The organism is Pseudomonas sp. GW821-FHT10C09 (assembly GCF_059415465.1).
The window spans coordinates 13,484-31,954 of the sequence record NZ_JBWKNG010000007.1; the positions used below are offsets into that span (position 1 = coordinate 13,484).

Genomic DNA, 18,471 nt, shown 5'->3' on the forward strand with positions numbered 1-18,471 from the left:
GCGCTGAATTTGCCAGGCCAGTACCAGCAATGGCAGGCCCGCGCCCGCCAGACCGAGTAATAGGCTGGTCAAGTCCATAGCCATAGAGATTCCTGCCGATGAGATAAAGCTTGAAGGTTAACCAAGGCCACCTGACTTGGACAGCTCAGTCTTCGATCAGGCCCAGTTCCTGCTGGGCGCGCGTGTCCCCTGCCCGGGCGGCCTGACGCAGCAGGTCCTGACCGATACGGCGATCACGGGCATTGCCACATTCGCGGCACATCAGTTGTCCGAGGCGACTTTGCGCAGCCACCACGCCTTCACGGGCAGGCTGTTTGAGCAAGCGCCCGGCGAAGTGCTTGACGTTGCGGTTATCCCCAAGACGCGGACTGTCCAGCAGCCATTCGGCGACTCGCATCGAAAAGCGCTTGGGTGGGGTAACACGTGGAGGTGTGGAGGTAGCAGAGATTGATACTGAGCGAAACTTCATAAAGCACTGTGGGACAGATCGGAAGGCGCGCAACTCTACTCTTTTTTTCTTACAGGTAAAGCCTAAAAAAACCCGGCACGCCCGTGCTAGAGCAAGCGCTCGGGACAATCCACAGAAGCTGTGGATAACTCAGTGGACAACCGCCCTTGAACTCGCGCAAAGCCCTGTGGAATGGGGCTCGCAGTCAAACTGACGATTTTTTCACCAGTAAAAAAAAGCGATGTTTTTCATTGACTTAAATTTTCAATACAGGCACCCACTGCGGGTGAGGCCTGGATGACAGTGGGGTTACAGTCTGCGCAACTTATGTGCACAAGTACCTTGGCGGCGGTTATATGGATGCACTTTTTCGGCGCGTTTTTGTATGGCCTCTGGGGATAAATCGGCAAAACCCTTGATCCAGGCAGATTGCGAGCCGATGAGTGACAGCCACCACCGGTCGGAATGTGAGCCATTGCAGGGCGAGAGACCCAGCTTCTTCGATCTTTTTTGCTAACACACTTCCATTCTCAAATTCAATCCGTTAGTATCCGCGGCGTTAGTACCAAGCTGAAAGTCAATTCTGGTCGAACAAATCCTCGCGGTCAGCCTTCCCTCAAGAGAAGCCTCCACCGACAAAACAGGATCGACCACCTCGATGGTTTCCAGGTAAACCTTGCGCCAACACAGCCTTCGAACAAAGCGAAGGGTGTTGCGAAGCTCACTTACTCTGACCGAACCAGCCTGCAAATTGATCAGGATCTTCACCCCGGGCCCAGAACCTTTGCCCTTGATGTGTTGCCTGCCCTCCTAAGTACCTACCTGCCAGCCCAAGCGCGCCAATTATCAGCGCTTCAAACTGGCTGCTTTGTTCCAGTCGGGTTCTTCGTTCGACCAATGGTGGTCGTCGTCACTGGAACGTTTTAATTTTGCACGGCTCTTATCCGTGTCGCTTGTAGGAACACCAACACTATGTCTACTCAAATCCACACTCAGGATGCCATCCGCACCCTAACCAACGCTTTTGCCCCAATGAACTGCCTGATCATGGCTGCTCGCAAAGGCTGCTTCAGTTTCACTCTGGTCAACGAACACGGCATCGCTCGTCACAGCGAACGCCTGTACCCCGATCAATACTCCAGCGCAGAGCCGCTGCAGGCCGTGATCGAGCGTACCCGCCAGGCCTTGATTGCCTGAGACGCCAGAAAGACTGAAAAACCAAAAGCCCCGCTCAAAAAGCGGGGCTTTTTATTGCCCGATATTTCCCTTTTCCCTGCAACTCACTAAGCACTAACCGATATAACGGTTATAACTCGAAGCTGGAAATATTTTAAAAACAGTCCTTTACAGCGTGAATATGACACTACACTTCAACTCAAGCGGCTTGATCCGCTTCCGGCGAGCCTGATTCGATCCACCGCTGCCAAGGCCCCCTTCAGGTATCGCCGCCCACTTCATGTTTCGAGGGCTTTATGGGTATCGCTGCCAGCGAACTGTGCCGTTATGTGATTCGTCCGACCTTGATTTACCTCGGACGCCATAGCGCAACTGCCGAATCCTTGCTGCTGGGTATCGCCGCCAGTCAGTCAGCCCTTGGTTCCGCCCTGCATGACCGCCGTGGACACGGCCTGTACCGAATTGCCGAGCCCCGCCACCAGGCACTCTGGGATCATTACCTGGCACTGGACCCGGATCGCGCAAGTCTCGTTCGAGGCCTGGCCAGCCAACATGCCTTCCTCACCGGGCCGCACCTGGAATTGACCGTTAACCTGCGTTACGCCACCGCCATTGCCTGGCTGCTGGTGGAAGAACAGAACACCCCCCTCCCCGCCGCCGATGATTTGTTGGGCATGGCCCGAATCTGGCGTCAGACCTTTCAGCCTCAGGGACGCCTGCGCGACTTCACTTACGCTTGGCAAACCTGTGTTTCACCGCTGAATCAGGTCGCCTGCTGACCCACCGGTTTCACAAGATCGTGCATCTGGCCGCGAATCCGGTCGGATTGTCCTACAAAACCGCTCTAACTCAAGCCATACAGCCTATAGCGCTGGGACGAAAATGTTGGTAATTTTCGCCCCGGTGATCACCAGGAGTTCTAATAATGAAAAAAGTAATGCTCAAAACCACCCTTAGCCTCGCCGTTACCCTGGCATCCACCCAGCTCTTTGCAAGTGGCTTTGCCCTCAACGAACAAAGCATCAGCGGGATGGGTACAGGTTTTGCCGGGCGATCTTCTTCTGCCGACGACGCATCCACCATTGTTGGCAACCCTGCCGGCATGTCCCGCATCAAGCGCGAACAAGTCACCGGCGGTGTTGCATTCATCGACGCACACACTGACATCAGCAACGCCAGCTCCAGTCCGAATGGCGGTACCAACAAAGGTGACATGGTCCCTTTCATGGGCGTGCCGATGGGCTACTACGTCAAGCCAATCGACGACCACTGGGCATTCGGTATCGGTGTGTACGCACCGTTCGGCCTGGTAACCGACTACGAAAACGGCTTTGCCGGTCGTTACTTCGGCAGCAAGAGCGAAGTCAAGATCGTCACCCTGCAACCGACTGTCAGCTACGCCTTCAACGACAAGGTGTCCATCGGTTTCGGCCCGACCATCAACCGCATCGACGGCACCCTGGAATCGAACCTGTCGATCACCCAGGCCGCGCCAGATGGCAAGGTCAAGATCAAGGGTGACGACACCGCGCTGGGCTACAACATCGGCGTGCTGGTTCAAGCCACCGACAGCACTCGCGTCGGCCTGACCTACCACTCGAAAGTGAAGTACAAGCTCGACGGTGACACCAAGGTCAACTACAACGTGCTGGGCCTGATCGGCCAGAACCCAAGCCAGAAGTACGACGCTTCGCTGGACCTGACCACGCCTGAATCGGTGGACTTCTCGGTCACTCACCAGCTCGACGACAAGTGGACTCTTTACGCAGGCAGCACCTGGACTCGCTGGAGCCGCCTGAAAGAAATCACCGTCGAAAGCAAAGGTGTTCCGGCTGTTCTGAACGGTCAGTTCGGTACCATCACCGAAGAACAGGACTGGCACGACACCTGGGCTCACGCCATCGGCGCGTCCTACCAGCTGAACAAGGAATGGGTACTGCGTACCGGTCTGTCCGTTGACCAGGCGCCGACCAACAACACCGACCGTTCCCCACGCATCCCGACTGGCGATCGCAAGATTTTCAGCCTGGGCGCTGGCTGGAGCCCAACCGACGACCTGACCATTGACCTGGCGTACTCGTACCTGCGCGAGGAGTCGGTCAAGATCAACAACACCAACGACCGTGGCCAGACCTACAACGCCAAGTATGAAAACTGGGCGAACGGTTTCGGTGTCGGCGCGACCTACCGCTTCTGATGATTCAACGCGAGGCTGAACCCCTCGCCTGCTGAATCAAAAAAAGCCCCGCTCTCTTGTACAGAGGCGGGGCTTTTTAATGGCCGCTGATCAGGGTTGGGAAGCCAGGGCTTGCTGCACCGCGGCAATGAACTCCGGATCATCGGGTTTGGTCAGGCTTGAGAAATTGGCGATTACCTGGCCTTTGCGATCGACCACGTATTTGTAGAAATTCCACTTCGGTGCGCTGCTCTGCGCGGCCAGGACCTTGAACAGGTGCGTCGCGTTGTCGCCTCGCACGGCCTGAGGTTCGGTCATGGTGAAGGTCACGCCGTAATTCACATAACAAACCTTGGCGGTTTCGGCGGTGTCCTTGGACTCTTGCTTGAAATCGTTGGACGGAACGCCAATCACCTCCAGCCCCTCTCCCTTGAAGCGCTGATTGAGCGCCTCAAGGCTTTTGAACTGTGGGGCGAAACCGCAGTGGCTCGCGGTATTGACCACCACCAGCGGTTTACCCTCGAACCGTTGGCACAGGTCGATCGATTCCTTGGCCCGCAGTTTTTGCAATGAACCTTGCAGCAGTTCAGGGCACTCGGCCTGAGCCAGCCCGGTCATTGCCATCAGCAACGCGGGGACGGTAATCCAGCGCATCAGCATGTCGGTGCATCCTTGATAAGTCGTCAAAAACGAAGTTACTCGCCCTCACCGCTCGCTAGCAAGCACCCATGCCCAACTGCATCAGCGCCAGGCCGCCCTGATGCCAGCCCCACCATGACAATGCCAGCAACAAGGCGCAGACAGCCGCCACAGCGATTCGCGGCCAGAGACTGTTCATATCGCACTCATCTGTGTTTGCAGGCGCGCCACCGGCTGCTCACGCACCGGCCAGTTCAGAGCGGCGGCCAACAGGCTCAAGAGAATCGCCACTTGCCAGATCAAGTCATAGCTCCCGGTCCGGTCATACACCACCCCGCCCAACCAGCCGCCAAGAAACGAACCGAGCTGGTGAAACAGGAACACAATCCCGCCAAGCATGGACAGGTTGCGCACACCGAACAAGGTCGCCACGGTGCCGTTGGTCAGCGGTACGGTCGACAGCCACAAGAACCCCATGGCCATGCCGAACAGGTACGCCGTGGTCGTCGTGACCGGCGCCCACAGGAACAGCGTGATCACCACCGCACGCAACAGGTACAAACCGGTGAGCAAACGCGGTTTGGACATGCGCCCGCCTAGCCATCCGGCGGTGTACGTTCCGAAGATGTTGAACAACCCGATCAGCGCCAGCACCGTGGTGCCGACCGTGGCCGGAAGGTGTTGATCCACCAGATACGCCGGCAAATGCACGCCGATGAACACCACCTGGAAACCGCAAACGAAAAAGCCGAACGCCAACAGCCAGAACCCCGAATGAGAGCAAGCTTCGCGCAGCGCCTCGGAGAGGGTTTGTTCATGACCGAGTGTCGGCAGCGGCTTGTCCTTGAGCATGCTCACCAGCGGCACGATCAACGCCACCAACAGGCCCAGCACCAACAGCGCGGCTGACCAGCCGAGCCAGCCGATCAAACCCAACGTGCCGGGCAACATCGCGAACTGGCCAAACGAGCCGGCGGCACTGGCGATACCCATGCCCATGCTGCGCTTCTCTGGTGGCACCGCACGTCCGACCACACCGAGGATCACCGAGAACGAAGTGCCGGACAGACCGATGCCGATCAACAGGCCCGCACTCAGGGACAGCGTCACGGCAGAGTCGGACATCCCCATGAACACCAGGCCCAGCGCATAGAACACACCACCGACCAGCACCACTTTCGCCGCCCCGAAGCGGTCGGCCAGTGCGCCGGTGAAGGGCTGCGCCAAGCCCCAGATCAGGTTCTGCAAGGCGATGGCAAACGCAAAGGTCTCACGCCCCCAGCCGAACTCGGCGCTCATCGGCGCCAGAAACAGCCCGAAGCCGTGGCGCACGCCCAACGACAACGCGAGGATCAGCGCACTCCCCACCAACACCCAACCACACGTACGCCACATCGATGTCATTTCTTGTTCTCCGGTAGCGGGTATATACCCGCTTAAGATCGGAAAAACCGGCTTCAGGCCAGTTCGTCCAGCAGTCGCAGCAAGGTTTCGCGTTTTTCAGCGCCCAGTCGGTCAATCAACCGTTGTTGAGCTGCTTCCCAGGCCGGCAAGGCGGCCTCCAGGCGTTCGGCACCGGCCTCGGTCAGGCGAACGATGCGATTGCGCATGTCCTCGCCCTCGACCAGCTTCACCAGCCCTTCGCCCTCCAGCACACGCAAATTGCGCCCGAGGGTGCTGCGGTCCAGGCCCATGGCTTCGGCGAGGGTGGAAATACTCGGTTGATCCAGGCGCTGCAAATTGCACAGCAAAGAATACTGGGCAACGTTGATCCCGAAGCCGTCGAGAGCGCCGTCGTAATGCCTGCTGACGCCACGGGCAGCGCGACGCAGGTTGATGCATAAACATTGGGAATCGAGCATGGTGCGTGTATATACCCGCGGTTGAGTTAAATCAAGATATCGATGTATCTGACGGACCGTATTCGCGAGCAGGCTCGCTCCCACGGGGGAATGCGATCAACTGTGGGAGCGAGCCTGCTCGCGAAGAGGCCAGCACATCCCGCACATAAACCATCAGACCAACGCCAATCCTACCAGCACCGCCATCTCCAGCAACTCCAGCATCGCCCCCGCCGTATCCCCCGTCGTCCCGCCCAATCGACGCAGCATCACCCGCCGCAGCCACACAAAAACCACTGCCGCCAGCACCAGCGCCCAAACACCGCTGAGCCCCGCAATCAGCACACACGCCACCGCACTGACCGCCAACACCTGCTGACCCGCCAATCGCGGCAGATGGTCCGCCAGTGCCTGCCCCAGCCCGCCTGCGCGCACGTACGGCGTGGTCAGGAACAAGCCCAGCATCGCGCTGCGGCCAATCAGCGGAACGATGATCAGGACAATACCGTGCTGCTGCTCGATCAACGCCAGCAACGCCGCGAACTTCAGCAACAACACCAACACCAAAGTCACCACGGCAATCGGTCCACTGCGCGGGTCCTTCATGATCGTCAGCGTGCGCTCCCGATCACCAAAACCACCCAGCCACGCGTCGGCGCTATCGGCCAGCCCGTCGAGGTGCAACCCGCCGCTGAGCAAGACCCAAACCGTCAGCAACAACGCTGCATGCAATAACAACGGTGCGCCCAGCAAAAACCCATTCAGCGCCCACAGAATCGCGCCGAACAGCAGCCCCACCAGCGGATAAAACAGCAGCGAACGGCCCAGTTCCTGAGGCGTCGGCATGCCGGGCAGGCGAATCGGCAGACTGCTCAGAAATTGCAGGGCGATCCAGAAGGGCAGCATGGTCAGATCGCTTCCTTGAGAATGACGCCGGGTGAGACGCGCAACGAAAACAACGCCCCATGACCGACTTCGACATTGAGCAACTGCTCACGCGCCAACCCCCGCGCCTGAGCCAGCAATAAACGCATGACCCCACCATGGCTGATCAATAGAACCCGCTCGCCTGCGTGCGCAACTGACAGCCGTTCGATGGCCGCCAATACCCGAACGGAAAAGTCCGCCACCCGCTCGCCATCCGGCGGCGTAAACGAATAGGGATCAGCCCAGAACAGCCCCAATGCCTCAGCATCGGTGTCCATCAACGCCGCTGCGCTCTGCCCTTCCCAGGCACCGAAGTGCAGTTCTTGCAGGTCTTTGTCCAGGTGAACCGGCAAACCCAGTTGCGCACCGAGCTCTTCAGCGAAGCGCGCACAACGCTGCAACGGCGAACTGACCAATCGATCCCACGGCCCCTGTTCGATCACCGCCGCGCGCATCTGCGCCCAGCCTTTTGCGGTCAGCGCGTCATCGAGACTGCCACGCAATCCGCCACCGAGCTCGGTCTCGCCATGGCGCAACAGGTCCAGGTGCAACGTCATGCCGGACGGTCCGCAACCGCCGCTTCGGCGAAGGTCGCCATCTGCCCGTGAAGGTCGCAGGCCAGACGCAGCAACGGCACGGCCAACGCGGCACCGCTGCCCTCGCCGAGTCGCAAGCCAAGGTCCAGCAACGGTTCCGCGTGCAGGGTTTCCAGCACATGACGATGACCCGGCTCGGCACCGCGATGGCCGAACAGCAGCCACGCGCGGCACTCCGGATTCAAGCGCACTGCCACCAGTGCCGCGACGCTGCAAATGAATCCATCGACCAGCACCGCCACACCTTCCTGCGCACACGCCAGATAGGCACCCACCAGGGCGGCAATTTCAAAACCGCCCAGATTGAACAATGTCTGCAACGCGTCCCCGCGCTGAGCACTGTGCAGGGCCAACGCGCGCTCGATGACCTGAGCCTTGTGGCTGACGCCCGCCGCATCCAGACCGGTGCCCGGCCCGGCCAGATGCACCACCGGACAATCGAGCAAGGCACAGGCCAATGCACTGGCGGCGGTGGTGTTGCCAATGCCCATTTCACCGCCGATGAACAGCTGCGCCCCGGCTGCGATGGCGCGCTGCACACTGTCGCGACCGGCCTGCAGGGCGATTTCGCCCTGGGTTGCCGTCATGGCCGGGCCTTTGACGAAATTCGCCGTACCGGGGCCCACGTTCAAATGGCGTACGCCGGGCAGACTCAAGGTCGGCGTCACCGTGCCCAGGTCCACCACTTCCAGGGAAGCACCCAACTGCCGCGCCAACACGCTGATCGCCGCGCCGCCGGTGACGAAGTTGTGCAGCATCTGCCCGGTCACTTCCTGAGGAAACGCCGACACGCCTTCGGCCACGACACCATGGTCGCCGGCAAAAATCGCGATCCACAGGTGCTCCAGGCTCGGCTTGACCTGCCCCTGCAACCCGGCCAATTGCACCGCCACCGATTCCAGTCGACCGAGGGAGCCGGCAGGCTTGGTCAGCTGCTGTTGACGCGCCTGCGCCTGTTCGACGGCTTGCGCATCGATCGGCTTGCACGGGTTCAGCCACCAGGATTGAGTCATAACGCAGTTCCTTTCAAAGTCAGGGGCAGGCCGGCGACGGTCAGGACGACACGGTGGCAGCGCTCGGCCAAGGCTTGATGCAGCCAACCGGCTTCATCGACATAGCGGCGAGTCAATTCGCCCAGCGGCACGACACCCATTCCGGTCTCGTTGCTGACAAAAATGATTTCACCCGGCAACGAAGCCAGGCAGTCCAGCAGGGCTTCACGCTCAGCGTGGAGGCGTTCCGCGTCGTCGAGCATCAGCAGATTGGTCATCCACAGCGTCAGGCAATCCACCAACAGGCATCGATTGGCGCTGGCGGTTTCGCGCAGGACGCGGGCGAGTTCTACCGGTTCTTCGATCAATGCCCATTCGGCTGGGCGACGGGCACGGTGATGGGCGACGCGGTCGTTCATTTCGCCGTCCAGCGGTTGGCTGGTGGCGATGTAGGTCACGGCCAGTTGGCTGTCGGTGGCGAGTTTTTCGGCCAGTCGACTTTTGCCGGAGCGGGCGCCGCCGAGGATCAGTTGAAGCATGGTGACATCCTATAAATGTGCGGTGAGGCGACGTCCGTCTTCGCGAGCAGGCTCGCTCCCACAGTGGAATGCGGTCAACTGTGGGAGCGAGCCTGCTCGCGAAGAGGCCAGCAAAACCACCCTATATCCCGCAGAGTTCACGCAACAACCCGGTATCCAGATGCTTCTCCACGAGATCCGCCAGCCGTTCGATATCGCGCTCGCGCAACGCGTGGTAATCGACCTCCTGCACATGCTGCAACCCCGCCCAGCGCAGCAACGCACTGCACGCCGCCGGCGATTCAAACAGGCCATGCAGGTACGTGCTGAAAATCTGCCCATCCACACTTTGCGCGCCATCGCAGCGACCATCGGCCAACTGCACGGCGGCGTTTTCCAACGCCGGCCCGGTGGTCACGCCGGCGTGAATTTCGTAGCCGCTGACAGCCGCATCTTCGAGCGCCAGACGACCGCGCACATTGCGCAGCTGCTTCTCTTCCTCGAGCTGCGTTGCAAACGCCAGCAACCCCAGACCCGCGCTGGAACCTGGTTCACCTTCCAGACCCAACGGGTCGTGTACGTGCTCGCCGAGCATTTGCAAACCGCCGCAAACCCCCAGCACTTTGCCGCCGTAACGCAGATGACGACTGATCGCCGAATCCCAGCCATTGGCCCGCAGATACGCGAGGTCGCTGCGCACACTTTTCGAGCCGGGCAGGATGATCAGGTCGGCCGGCGGGATCGTCTGGCCGGGGCCGATGAATTGCAGATCGACTTGCGGATGCAAACGCAGTGGATCGAAATCGGTGTGGTTGCTGATGCGCGGCAGCACCGGCACCACGACCTTCAGCACCTGATCAGCCTTGTCGGTCTGGCGCTGATCGATGCCATCCTCAGCCTCCAGATGCAGATCCATCACATACGGCAGGACACCGATCACCGGTTTACCGGTGCGTTCTTCGAGCCAGTCGAGACCGGGCTGCAGCAAGGCGATGTCGCCACGAAAACGATTGATAATGAAGCCTTTGACACGCGCCTGTTCGGTCGGCGACAGCAGCTCCAGCGTGCCCACCAGATGCGCGAACACCCCGCCGCGATTGATGTCGGCGATCAACACCACCGGGCAATCCACCGCTTCGGCAAAGCCCATGTTGGCGATATCGCCGGCCCGCAGATTGATCTCGGCCGGCGAGCCCGCACCTTCGACCATCACCACCGGATACGCCGCGCTCAAGCGTTCGTGAGAAGCCAGCACCGCTTGCATGGCGATGGCTTTGTAGTCGTGATAGGCAACGGCATTCATGGTCGTGACCGCACGCCCGTGAATGATCACTTGGGCGCCGGTGTCGCTGTTGGGTTTGAGCAGCACCGGGTTCATGTCGGTGTGCGGTTCAAGGTTGGCGGCCTGGGCCTGCACGGCTTGCGCACGACCGATCTCACCACCGTCCGCCGTCACCGCGCTGTTGAGCGCCATGTTCTGCGGCTTGAACGGCACGACGCTTACGCCCTGGCGCACCACCCAGCGACACAGCGCCGTCACCAGCGTGCTTTTACCGGCATCGGACGTGGTGCCCTGCACCATTAACGTGGTCATCGGGTTTCCTTGGCGTACGCTTCAAAGGCTTGCGTCAGGCGAGTCCAGTCCGCTTCGTCAGCGGGCAGGCCAAAACGCAGGCTGCTGTTGTGCGCAAACAAACGCAGCAAAATGCCCTGACGGGCCATGAACTCATGCAACTGCTCGGCTTGATCGGTGATCAGCCACTGGAACAAGGCGCATCCGCCCTGCGGCTTGAACCCGAACTGCTCCAGCAGCCGCGCCAGACGTTCGCTGGCTTCTTCACTGCGCTGGCGCTGGCGGGCGTGACCTTCGGTGTCCAGCAGACAAGCCCGGCCAATCACTCGGGTCGGCCCACTGACCGCCCACGGCCCCACTTGCTCAGCGAGCAGTTTGAGCAGCTTGCGTTCCGCCAGTACGAAGCCCAACCGGACGCCGGCCAGACCAAAAAACTTGCCGAACGAACGCAACACGATCAAGCCGACCAGATGGGTAAACGGCGCCACACTCAACTGCGGCGTGTTGTCCATGAACGCCTCGTCCACCACCAGCCAGCCACCGCGCGAGGCCAGGCGGGTGTGCCAGTCGAGCAGGCGACTCGGGGGCAGACTCAGGCCGGTCGGGTTGTTCGGGTTGACCACCACCAGCACGTCGAGGCTGTCGATAAAGAAGTCGACTTCCTGCTCCAGCACTTCGCGCACGATGTAGCCGCAGCGCCGCCAGGCTTCGGCGTGCTCGGCATAACACGGCGACAGCACGCCGACCTTGCCGGCACGGCGCAATCGCGGCAGCAACTGGATGGCCATTTGTGAACCGGCCACCGGCAGTACTTGCGCCGCGCTGTAATAGTCGCAGGCCGCCTGCTCCAGGCCGTCATCGGTTTCCGGCAAGCGTGCCCAGGCGCGCAGCGGGATCTCCGGGACCGCAAATGGCCAGGGCGCCAGGCCGCTGGACAGGTCGAGCCAATCACCTTCTGCGATGCCGTATTCGAGCGCCGCCTTGCGCAACCGGCCACCGTGCTCAAGCATAGAATTCAGCCCCCACGCAGAGAATCAGCAACCATAACCATACCCCGCGCTGGACCAATTGCCAGCCGCGATCAATGGAGTCGGCATCCGCCGGCACACCTTCGCCCAGTTGCGGACGCTGATGCAGTTCGCCGTGATAAATCGCCGCCCCGCCCAACTCGACGCCCAATGCACCGGCGCCCGCCGCCATCACCGGGCCGGCATTCGGGCTGTCCCAGGTCGGGCCTTGAGTACGCCAGCATTTCAACGCCAGCCGGGTTTTGCCCAGCAGCGCGTAGGTCAATGCCACCAGGCGGGCAGGAATGTAATTGAGGACATCGTCGATTTTCGCCGCGGCCCAGCCGAAGCGTTCGAAGCGCTCATTGCGATAACCCCACATCGCATCCAACGTGTTGCTCAATCGGTAGAGAACCACCCCAGGCGCACCGGCCACGGCAAACCAGAACAGCGCGGCGAACACGGCATCGCTGCCGTTCTCCAGCACCGATTCGGTGGCCGCACGGGCGACTTCGGTCTCGTCCAGTTCGCTGGTCTGGCGGCTGACCAGATAACCGACACGCTTACGCGCTTCGTCCAGATCATCGCTACGCAGCGCCTTGGCCACCGGCTCGACGTGTTCGCCGAGGCTGCGCATGCCGAGGGCGCAATACAGCGCAAGAATCTCGACGACCCAACCGACATAAGGCGCCCAGGACAATGCCGTGGCGAGCAAGGTCAGCGGCACGACCGCCATCACCCACGCGGTGACGCCATGACTGCGCCAGCCGCGCCCTCCCCCATTGAAACGTTGCTCGATGCGCTCGGCAAAACGACCGAACGCCACCAGCGGATGCCAGCGTTTGGGTTCACCCAGCAGCGCGTCCAGCGCCACTGCGGCGACACTCAATAACGCCACACTCATTGACTCACTCCCCAATAATTTTCGTACAGCAACTCACTGAGCGGACGCGCTTGCGCCCAGCCTTCGAGTACCAGCATCGGCGCCGGATAGAATTCCTTGACCGGCCCCAGACAAAGAACCGCCAACGGCTTGGCCCCGGCCGGCAATCCCAGCAGGTCCGCCAGTGCTTGCGGCTCGAACAGCGACACCCAGCCCATGCCCAGGCCTTCGGCGCGGGAGGCCAGCCACAGATTTTGAATCGCGCAGGACAACGAGGCCATATCCATTTCCGGCAAGGTGCGACGGCCGAAGATGTGACGCTCGCGATCATCCATCAGCGCGGCGACCAGCACTTCGGCACAGTCACTGATGCCTTCGACCTTGAGCTTCATGAATTCGTCGGTGCGCTCGCCGAGGGCTTCGGCGGTGCGGATGCGTTCTTCTTCCACCAGCGACTGGATCTTGCCGCGCAGGACCCGGTCGCTGATGCGGATGAAACGCCAGGGCTGCATCAGACCGACGCTGGGCGCCTGGTGTGCGGCTTCGAGCAGGCGTCGCAACAGCTCGGGCTCGACCGTGCCGCCGCTGAAGTGACGCATGTCACGGCGTTCGCCGATGGCGCGGTAGACCGCTGCGCGTTCGACCTGACTGAATGCGTTGTCAGTCATGGCCTCTTCGCGAGCAGGCTCGCTCCCACAGGGTTCAGGTGATCCATTGTAGGAGTGAGCCTGCTCGCGATGGCGATCTCAAGGTCAGGCGCAAACAATGCGGCTACCGCTGAAGGGTTTGACGGAAAATAAAAGTGCACATAAGAAGCCGTCATCCGCCCCTCACGATAAACCGCCTCCGCTCCCCGCCCACCATTCGGGCTCAGGCCACGCGCAATCGGTTCAAGCTCGGTGCTGGTCAGCGAATGGTGATACGTGTGCCCGCGCAACGAACCTTCCGGCAATTCCACCGCTTGCAACGCCAACGCGGCCAGACGCTTTTGCATCACCGCATCGCCCTTCAGCAAGCCCACCAGTTCGGCGCGAGTGCCGTCGACATCGGTCAGCGAGTCGAGCAAATACAACATGCCGCCACACTCGGCCAACAGCGGTTTACCGGCCGTATGATGCGCACGAATCGCGTCGAGCATCGTGGTGTTCTGCGACAGTGCAACATGGTGCAATTCCGGATAACCACCCGGCAGATACAAGCTGTCTGCCTCTGGTAATTGGCTGTCACGGATCGGCGAGAAAAACCGCAACTCGGCGCCCATGGCTCGCAGCAAATCCAGGCTCGCGCCGTAGGTGAACGCGAACGCTTCATCACGGGCCACGGCAATTCGCACGCCCGCGAGCAACGGCTCGGCAGGGATCACATCCGGGGCGGCAAATTCAACTGCTGGCGGCAGCGCGACTTCGCAACTGCTGGCCAACGCATCGGCCGCCGCATCAAGACGCAGATCGAGATCGTTCAGCTCACTGGCCTGCACCAGGCCCAGATGCCGGCTCGGCAATTCGATCCCGGTTTCCCGCGACAACGCGCCGTACCAACGCAAACCTTCGGTGAGGCTGCCTTCGAGCAGTTGCGCATGACGCAATGTGCCGACGCGGTTGGCCAATACGCCGGCAAACGGCAAGTCCGGCTGATACTTCGCCAGCCCCAACGCCAATGCACCAAAGGTCTGGGCCATGGCGGTGCCATCGATCACCGCGAGCACCGGCACACCAAAGTGCCGCGCCAGGTCGGCGCTGGAAGGCGTGCCGTCGAACAAGCCCATGACGCCTTCGATGAGGATCAAGTCGGCTTCAGCGGCGGCTTCCCACAACAGTCGACGACTTTCCTGCTCGCCGACCATCCACATGTCCAGTTGATACACCGGCGCACCGCTGGCGCGCTCGAGAATCATCGGGTCGAGAAAGTCCGGGCCGCATTTGAATACGCGCACCTTGCGCCCCTGATTGCGATGCAAACGGGCCAGCGCAGCAGTGACGGTGGTCTTGCCCTGACCGGAGGCCGGCGCGGCAATCAGTACCGCCGGGCAGTGACGACTGTTTTTCATAAAGTAGTATTCACAGCTCGACGCCTTTTTGCGCTTTGATCCCGGCCTGGAACGCGTGCTTGATCACGCCCATTTCGGTGACGGTGTCGGCGAGTTCGATCATTTCCGGCTTGGCGCCGCGACCGGTCACCACCACATGTTGCATCGGCGGACGTGCCTGCAAATCACTGAGCACCTGATCGAGGTCGAGGTAGCCGTGCTTGAGGGCGATGTTCAGCTCATCCAGCACCACCAGGCCAATCGACGGATCGTTGAGCAATTCGCGGGACACCGCCCAGGCGGCTTCGGCGGCGGCAATGTCACGCTGGCGGTCCTGGGTTTCCCAGGTGAAGCCCTCGCCCATGACATGGAAACGCACTTGCTCCGGGAAGCGACGGAAGAACAGTTCTTCGCCGGTGCTGTTGCGGCCCTTGATGAATTGCACCACACCGCACTGCATGCCGTGGCCCATGGAGCGGGCGAGCATGCCGAACGCCGAACTGCTTTTGCCTTTGCCGTTGCCGGTCAGCACCAGCAGCAGGCCGCACTCGTTCGGGGAATTGGCAATGCGTTCGTCGATCACGGCTTTTTTGCGCTGCATGCGCGCCAAATGGCGTTCGTCACGATCTGGGGTATCGGTCATGGGGGAGCTCTCCGTTGAGGCTGGATAACGGCGGGCAGGCACAAGAATAGACGGCAAGAAGCCTGGCATCGCCCACCGTGATGCCGCTGGATGAATCAGGCCGGTCTCCGGGCTCATGAGCGGCGTTGGCCGGACTGCGCGCCTTCCCATGTCGGCTTCGACACAGTGGCTCAAGGCGCAGTCTTCACTCATTTACCGTTGCGGGGGCAGCGCCGGGATCGTGACGTTTCGTCGCTTGACGATAGTCACTCACCGGCTTCCCTGTTTCACTCTGTCGGCCACCGCCACAGAGCACCTGAAACAAGCCGCGAAGGTTAGAGGGTTGGGGGTGGAGCGTCAAATGAAGACAAAGCTCCGGCGAGCGATATACTGCCGCCGATCCATTTACTGACGCCAATCTTGCGCCACACTGTCAGCAGTGATATCAAAGAGCCACAAACCCAACAACACAATTACAAGGGTGAGCAACATGCAAGGCATGATTATCAGCAATCCGAAGCTGGAATTCCTGCGACCGGTGCTGGAACGCTGGTTTGACTGTATCGACCGCTACAACTCGGTTCGCGGCGATAACGAAGCGCCTTACTGGCATGACGAAAAGGCCAACCTTGGCCTGCTCAATGCCGCTGCGTGGATGGCGGAAATGGTCACGCTGCAAAACACCACGACGCGTAAACAGAACGAAGAAGGCGAGCGCAATGCCCGCGCCGACCTGTTTATCGCCACCGCCGAAGAGCGCGCCTACTTTCAGGCCACTCAACGCTGGCCCAAGGTCAACAGCCTGAATCTGACCCAGGCACTGCAGGACATCACCAGCGATGCCAAACGCATCAGCTACGCCAGCGACCTGAAACTCGGCTGCCTGTTCGTGGCTCCGCAAAAAGCCCAGCAGAGCGCGACCCCCGAAGAACTTCAGGACATGGTCGACGACCTGCAAAAGGAACACTGCTGCGCTGTGGCCTGGTATTTCCCTTACGCCTACCGCAAGTTGCGCAACGAAGCCGGAAACTATCACCCCGGTATCGCGGTGCTGCTCAAGGAAGCTCGCGGCTGACCATTGAACCATCGCTGCGTTTATCTTCTCTATGAATTAAGACACTGCATTCATAGGGAAGACCGCCATGCGCAAGCCCCCGCTCGTTCTCGTCATCGTGCTCGCCGGAGGGCTCGCCGCCTGTGGTGAAACCTCCAGCCTGCAAGTCTCCGACGGCACCGGCCCGTCACCCAAGCTGCCCGAACCGAATAAAACCCTGATCCCGACGGTGAACATCGCCCCGGCGATCGGCTGGCCGGCCGGCGCGAAACCCACCGCTGCCGCCGGCACTCAAGTGGCGGCCTTCGCTGAAAGCCTCGATCACCCGCGCTGGCTCTACGTGCTGCCTAACGGTGATGTGCTGGTGGCCGAAACCAACGCGCCGCCCAAACCCGATGACGGCAAAGGCATTCGTGGCTGGGTCATGAAGAAAACCATGGGCCGCGCCGGCGCCACCGTCCCCAGTGCGAATCGCATCACACTGCTGCGAGACAAGGACCACGACGGCATCGCCGAAACTCGCACGGTGTTCCTGGAAAACCTCAATTCGCCATTTGGCATGACGCTGGTCGGCAATGACCTGTACGTGGCCGACACCGACCGCTTGTTGCGTTTCCACTATGAAAACGGTGACACCGCGATCAAGTCGCCGCCGATCAAGGTGGTCGATCTGCCGGGAGGCACGCTGAATCATCACTGGACCAAAAACGTCATCGCCAGCAAGGACGGCAGCAAGCTGTACGTCACCGTGGGCTCGAACAGCAACGTCGGCGAAAACGGCCTGGACAAGGAAGAAGGCCGCGCGGCGATCTGGGAAGTGGACCGCGCCACCGGCAATCACCGGATATTCGCCTCAGGGATTCGCAACCCCAACGGTTTGGCCTGGGAGCCTCGTAGCGGTGCGCTGTGGACGGCGGTCAACGAGCGAGACGAGATTGGCAGCGACCTGGTGCCGGACTACATCACTTCGGTCAAGGATGGCGCGTTCTACGGCTGGCCCTTCAGCTACTACGGCCAACATGTCGACATTCGCGTCGAGCCGCAAAACCCGGACCTGGTGGCCAAAGCCATCGCGCCGGACTACGCGGTCGGCCCGCACACCGCGTCGTTGGGCCTGACGTTCGCAGAAGGCAACACCTTGCCCGCGCAATTCAAGGAAGGCGCCTTCATCGGCCAGCATGGCTCGTGGAACCGCAAGCCGCACAGTGGCTACAAAGTGATTTTCGTGCCGTTCGCAGGTGGCAAACCGACCGGGCAACCGGTGGATGTGCTGACGGGATTCCTCAATAAAGACGAAGACGCCATGGGCCGGCCGGTGGGCGTGGTGATTGATCAGCAAGGTGGCTTGCTGGTGGCGGATGATGTGGGGAACAAGGTGTGGCGCGTGACTGCCACAAAATAACCGCCGGCGGTGGGACTAGGGATTACGCGCCAGGTGCTCGGGCTGCAGAACGCGCTTGGCGCTCAGGTAAGCCTTCTGCCAGTACGCCTTGGACAGGCTGTCGAGCTTCACCGTGCCACCCGTGGCGGGTGCATGAACGAAGCGCCCTTCGCCGACGTAAATCCCGGCATGGCTGACCTGAGAGCCGCCATTGGTGGCGAAGAAAATCAGGTCACCAGTTTGCAAACCTTCCTTGCCCACATTGGCGGCTTGCATGCTGATCATTTCACGCGTGGTACGCGGCAGGGAAATGCCGGCGGCATCCCGGTAGACGTAGCCGATCAGCCCACTGCAATCGAACCCCGAGTCGGGTGTATTGCCGCCCCAGCGGTAAGGCGTGCCCACGAGCCCCAATGCACGGAACAACACTTCTTCCGCCTCGGGGGAGAATGCCTGGGAAGAACCAAAGACGATGGGTGCGCGAACCACCGGCGCTGGGGGCGGTGTGCGGCTGGCGCAGGCGCTGAGCAGCGCTGCGAAGAACATGAGTGCGAGGCGGGCCGACATCGTCATAAGCAGAACATCCTGATCTGGCTGCGGCTTTTTCTGCCG

At 60.9% G+C, this 18,471-nt stretch carries 21 protein-coding genes and 1 riboswitch; of the genes, 5 read left to right on the forward strand and 16 right to left on the reverse strand.

The window, feature by feature from the left end:
* Positions 1-145: 145 nt before the first annotated feature.
* Complete coding sequence (locus tag AC07N8_RS08465) at positions 146-469, reverse strand: sel1 repeat family protein (protein WP_493143042.1); 324 nt, start codon at positions 467-469, stop codon at positions 146-148.
* Between the two features lie 951 nt (positions 470-1,420).
* On the opposite strand from AC07N8_RS08465, the gene AC07N8_RS08470 reads away from it, so the two are divergent.
* From AC07N8_RS08470 to AC07N8_RS08480, 3 genes are all read left to right on the forward strand, one after another.
* On the forward strand, positions 1,421-1,645 hold the full coding sequence (locus AC07N8_RS08470; protein WP_019407963.1) for a hypothetical protein: 225 nt from the start codon (positions 1,421-1,423) through the stop codon (positions 1,643-1,645).
* Between the two features lie 275 nt (positions 1,646-1,920).
* Positions 1,921-2,403 (forward strand): hypothetical protein, encoded by a 483-nt coding sequence (locus tag AC07N8_RS08475; protein WP_493143045.1) that lies wholly within the window; start codon positions 1,921-1,923, stop codon positions 2,401-2,403.
* Between the two features lie 146 nt (positions 2,404-2,549).
* Entirely contained in the window at positions 2,550-3,821 is a 1,272-nt protein-coding gene (locus tag AC07N8_RS08480; protein WP_493143047.1) for an OmpP1/FadL family transporter, read from the forward strand.
* A 90-nt stretch (positions 3,822-3,911) separates the two neighbouring features.
* Here AC07N8_RS08480 and AC07N8_RS08485 read toward each other — a convergent pair whose 3' ends face one another.
* From AC07N8_RS08485 to cobO, 14 genes are all read right to left on the reverse strand, one after another.
* Positions 3,912-4,460: a glutathione peroxidase gene (locus AC07N8_RS08485; protein ID WP_483840840.1), complete on the reverse strand. Its 549-nt coding sequence runs from the start codon at positions 4,458-4,460 to the stop codon at positions 3,912-3,914.
* A 55-nt stretch (positions 4,461-4,515) separates the two neighbouring features.
* Positions 4,516-4,638 carry a hypothetical protein gene (locus AC07N8_RS08490; RefSeq protein ID WP_007977581.1) on the reverse strand — a complete coding sequence of 41 codons (123 nt, stop codon included), beginning with the start codon at positions 4,636-4,638 and terminating at the stop codon, positions 4,516-4,518.
* Positions 4,635-5,843, reverse strand: coding sequence for an MFS transporter (locus AC07N8_RS08495; protein WP_493143050.1), 1,209 nt, complete (start codon positions 5,841-5,843; stop codon positions 4,635-4,637). Before AC07N8_RS08495 ends, AC07N8_RS08490 begins: the two co-directional genes overlap by 4 nt.
* A 53-nt stretch (positions 5,844-5,896) precedes the next feature.
* Positions 5,897-6,301, reverse strand: coding sequence for a MarR family winged helix-turn-helix transcriptional regulator (locus AC07N8_RS08500; protein WP_483840838.1), 405 nt, complete (start codon positions 6,299-6,301; stop codon positions 5,897-5,899).
* Positions 6,302-6,454: 153 nt separating this feature from the next.
* The gene (locus AC07N8_RS08505) at positions 6,455-7,186 is read right to left on the reverse strand and encodes an adenosylcobinamide-GDP ribazoletransferase (protein ID WP_493143052.1); all 732 of its coding nucleotides are present in this window, start codon (positions 7,184-7,186) and stop codon (positions 6,455-6,457) included.
* Positions 7,187-7,188: 2 nt separating this feature from the next.
* A complete protein-coding gene (gene cobC / locus AC07N8_RS08510) occupies positions 7,189-7,764 on the reverse strand; it encodes an alpha-ribazole phosphatase family protein (RefSeq protein ID WP_493143054.1) in 576 nt (191 codons plus the stop codon).
* The gene (gene cobT / locus AC07N8_RS08515; protein WP_493143056.1) at positions 7,761-8,816 is read right to left on the reverse strand and encodes a nicotinate-nucleotide--dimethylbenzimidazole phosphoribosyltransferase; all 1,056 of its coding nucleotides are present in this window, start codon (positions 8,814-8,816) and stop codon (positions 7,761-7,763) included. The genes cobC and cobT overlap by 4 nt, the downstream gene beginning before the upstream one ends.
* The gene (cobU, locus tag AC07N8_RS08520; protein ID WP_493143058.1) at positions 8,813-9,334 is read right to left on the reverse strand and encodes a bifunctional adenosylcobinamide kinase/adenosylcobinamide-phosphate guanylyltransferase; all 522 of its coding nucleotides are present in this window, start codon (positions 9,332-9,334) and stop codon (positions 8,813-8,815) included. The genes cobT and cobU overlap by 4 nt, the downstream gene beginning before the upstream one ends.
* Before the next feature lie 121 nt (positions 9,335-9,455).
* Positions 9,456-10,907: a cobyric acid synthase gene (locus AC07N8_RS08525; RefSeq protein ID WP_493143059.1), complete on the reverse strand. Its 1,452-nt coding sequence runs from the start codon at positions 10,905-10,907 to the stop codon at positions 9,456-9,458.
* Positions 10,904-11,896 carry a threonine-phosphate decarboxylase CobD gene (gene cobD / locus AC07N8_RS08530; protein ID WP_493143061.1) on the reverse strand — a complete coding sequence of 331 codons (993 nt, stop codon included), beginning with the start codon at positions 11,894-11,896 and terminating at the stop codon, positions 10,904-10,906. The genes AC07N8_RS08525 and cobD overlap by 4 nt, the downstream gene beginning before the upstream one ends.
* Positions 11,889-12,797, reverse strand: a complete 909-nt coding sequence (gene cbiB / locus AC07N8_RS08535; RefSeq protein WP_493143063.1) for an adenosylcobinamide-phosphate synthase CbiB — start codon at positions 12,795-12,797, stop codon at positions 11,889-11,891. Before cbiB ends, cobD begins: the two co-directional genes overlap by 8 nt.
* Positions 12,794-13,444, reverse strand: a complete 651-nt coding sequence (gene bluB, locus AC07N8_RS08540) for a 5,6-dimethylbenzimidazole synthase (RefSeq protein WP_483840830.1) — start codon at positions 13,442-13,444, stop codon at positions 12,794-12,796. The genes cbiB and bluB overlap by 4 nt, the downstream gene beginning before the upstream one ends.
* The gene (locus AC07N8_RS08545) at positions 13,441-14,823 is read right to left on the reverse strand and encodes a cobyrinic acid a,c-diamide synthase CobB (RefSeq protein ID WP_483840829.1); all 1,383 of its coding nucleotides are present in this window, start codon (positions 14,821-14,823) and stop codon (positions 13,441-13,443) included. Before AC07N8_RS08545 ends, bluB begins: the two co-directional genes overlap by 4 nt.
* 10 nt (positions 14,824-14,833) lie before the next feature.
* Positions 14,834-15,445: a cob(I)yrinic acid a,c-diamide adenosyltransferase gene (cobO, locus tag AC07N8_RS08550; RefSeq protein WP_140670593.1), complete on the reverse strand. Its 612-nt coding sequence runs from the start codon at positions 15,443-15,445 to the stop codon at positions 14,834-14,836.
* A gap of 81 nt (positions 15,446-15,526) precedes the next feature.
* Positions 15,527-15,759: riboswitch (cobalamin riboswitch) on the reverse strand.
* A gap of 155 nt (positions 15,760-15,914) precedes the next feature.
* On the opposite strand from cobO, the gene AC07N8_RS08555 reads away from it, so the two are divergent.
* Both AC07N8_RS08555 and AC07N8_RS08560 read left to right on the forward strand, forming a co-directional pair.
* The gene (locus AC07N8_RS08555) at positions 15,915-16,499 is read left to right on the forward strand and encodes a hypothetical protein (RefSeq protein ID WP_027922438.1); all 585 of its coding nucleotides are present in this window, start codon (positions 15,915-15,917) and stop codon (positions 16,497-16,499) included.
* 67 nt (positions 16,500-16,566) lie between these two features.
* A complete protein-coding gene (locus AC07N8_RS08560; RefSeq protein ID WP_483840828.1) occupies positions 16,567-17,880 on the forward strand; it encodes a PQQ-dependent sugar dehydrogenase in 1,314 nt (437 codons plus the stop codon).
* 15 nt (positions 17,881-17,895) lie between these two features.
* On the opposite strand, the gene AC07N8_RS08565 is transcribed toward AC07N8_RS08560, so the two are convergent.
* Complete coding sequence (locus AC07N8_RS08565; RefSeq protein ID WP_027922436.1) at positions 17,896-18,432, reverse strand: C40 family peptidase; 537 nt, start codon at positions 18,430-18,432, stop codon at positions 17,896-17,898.
* Positions 18,433-18,471 lie beyond the last annotated feature (39 nt).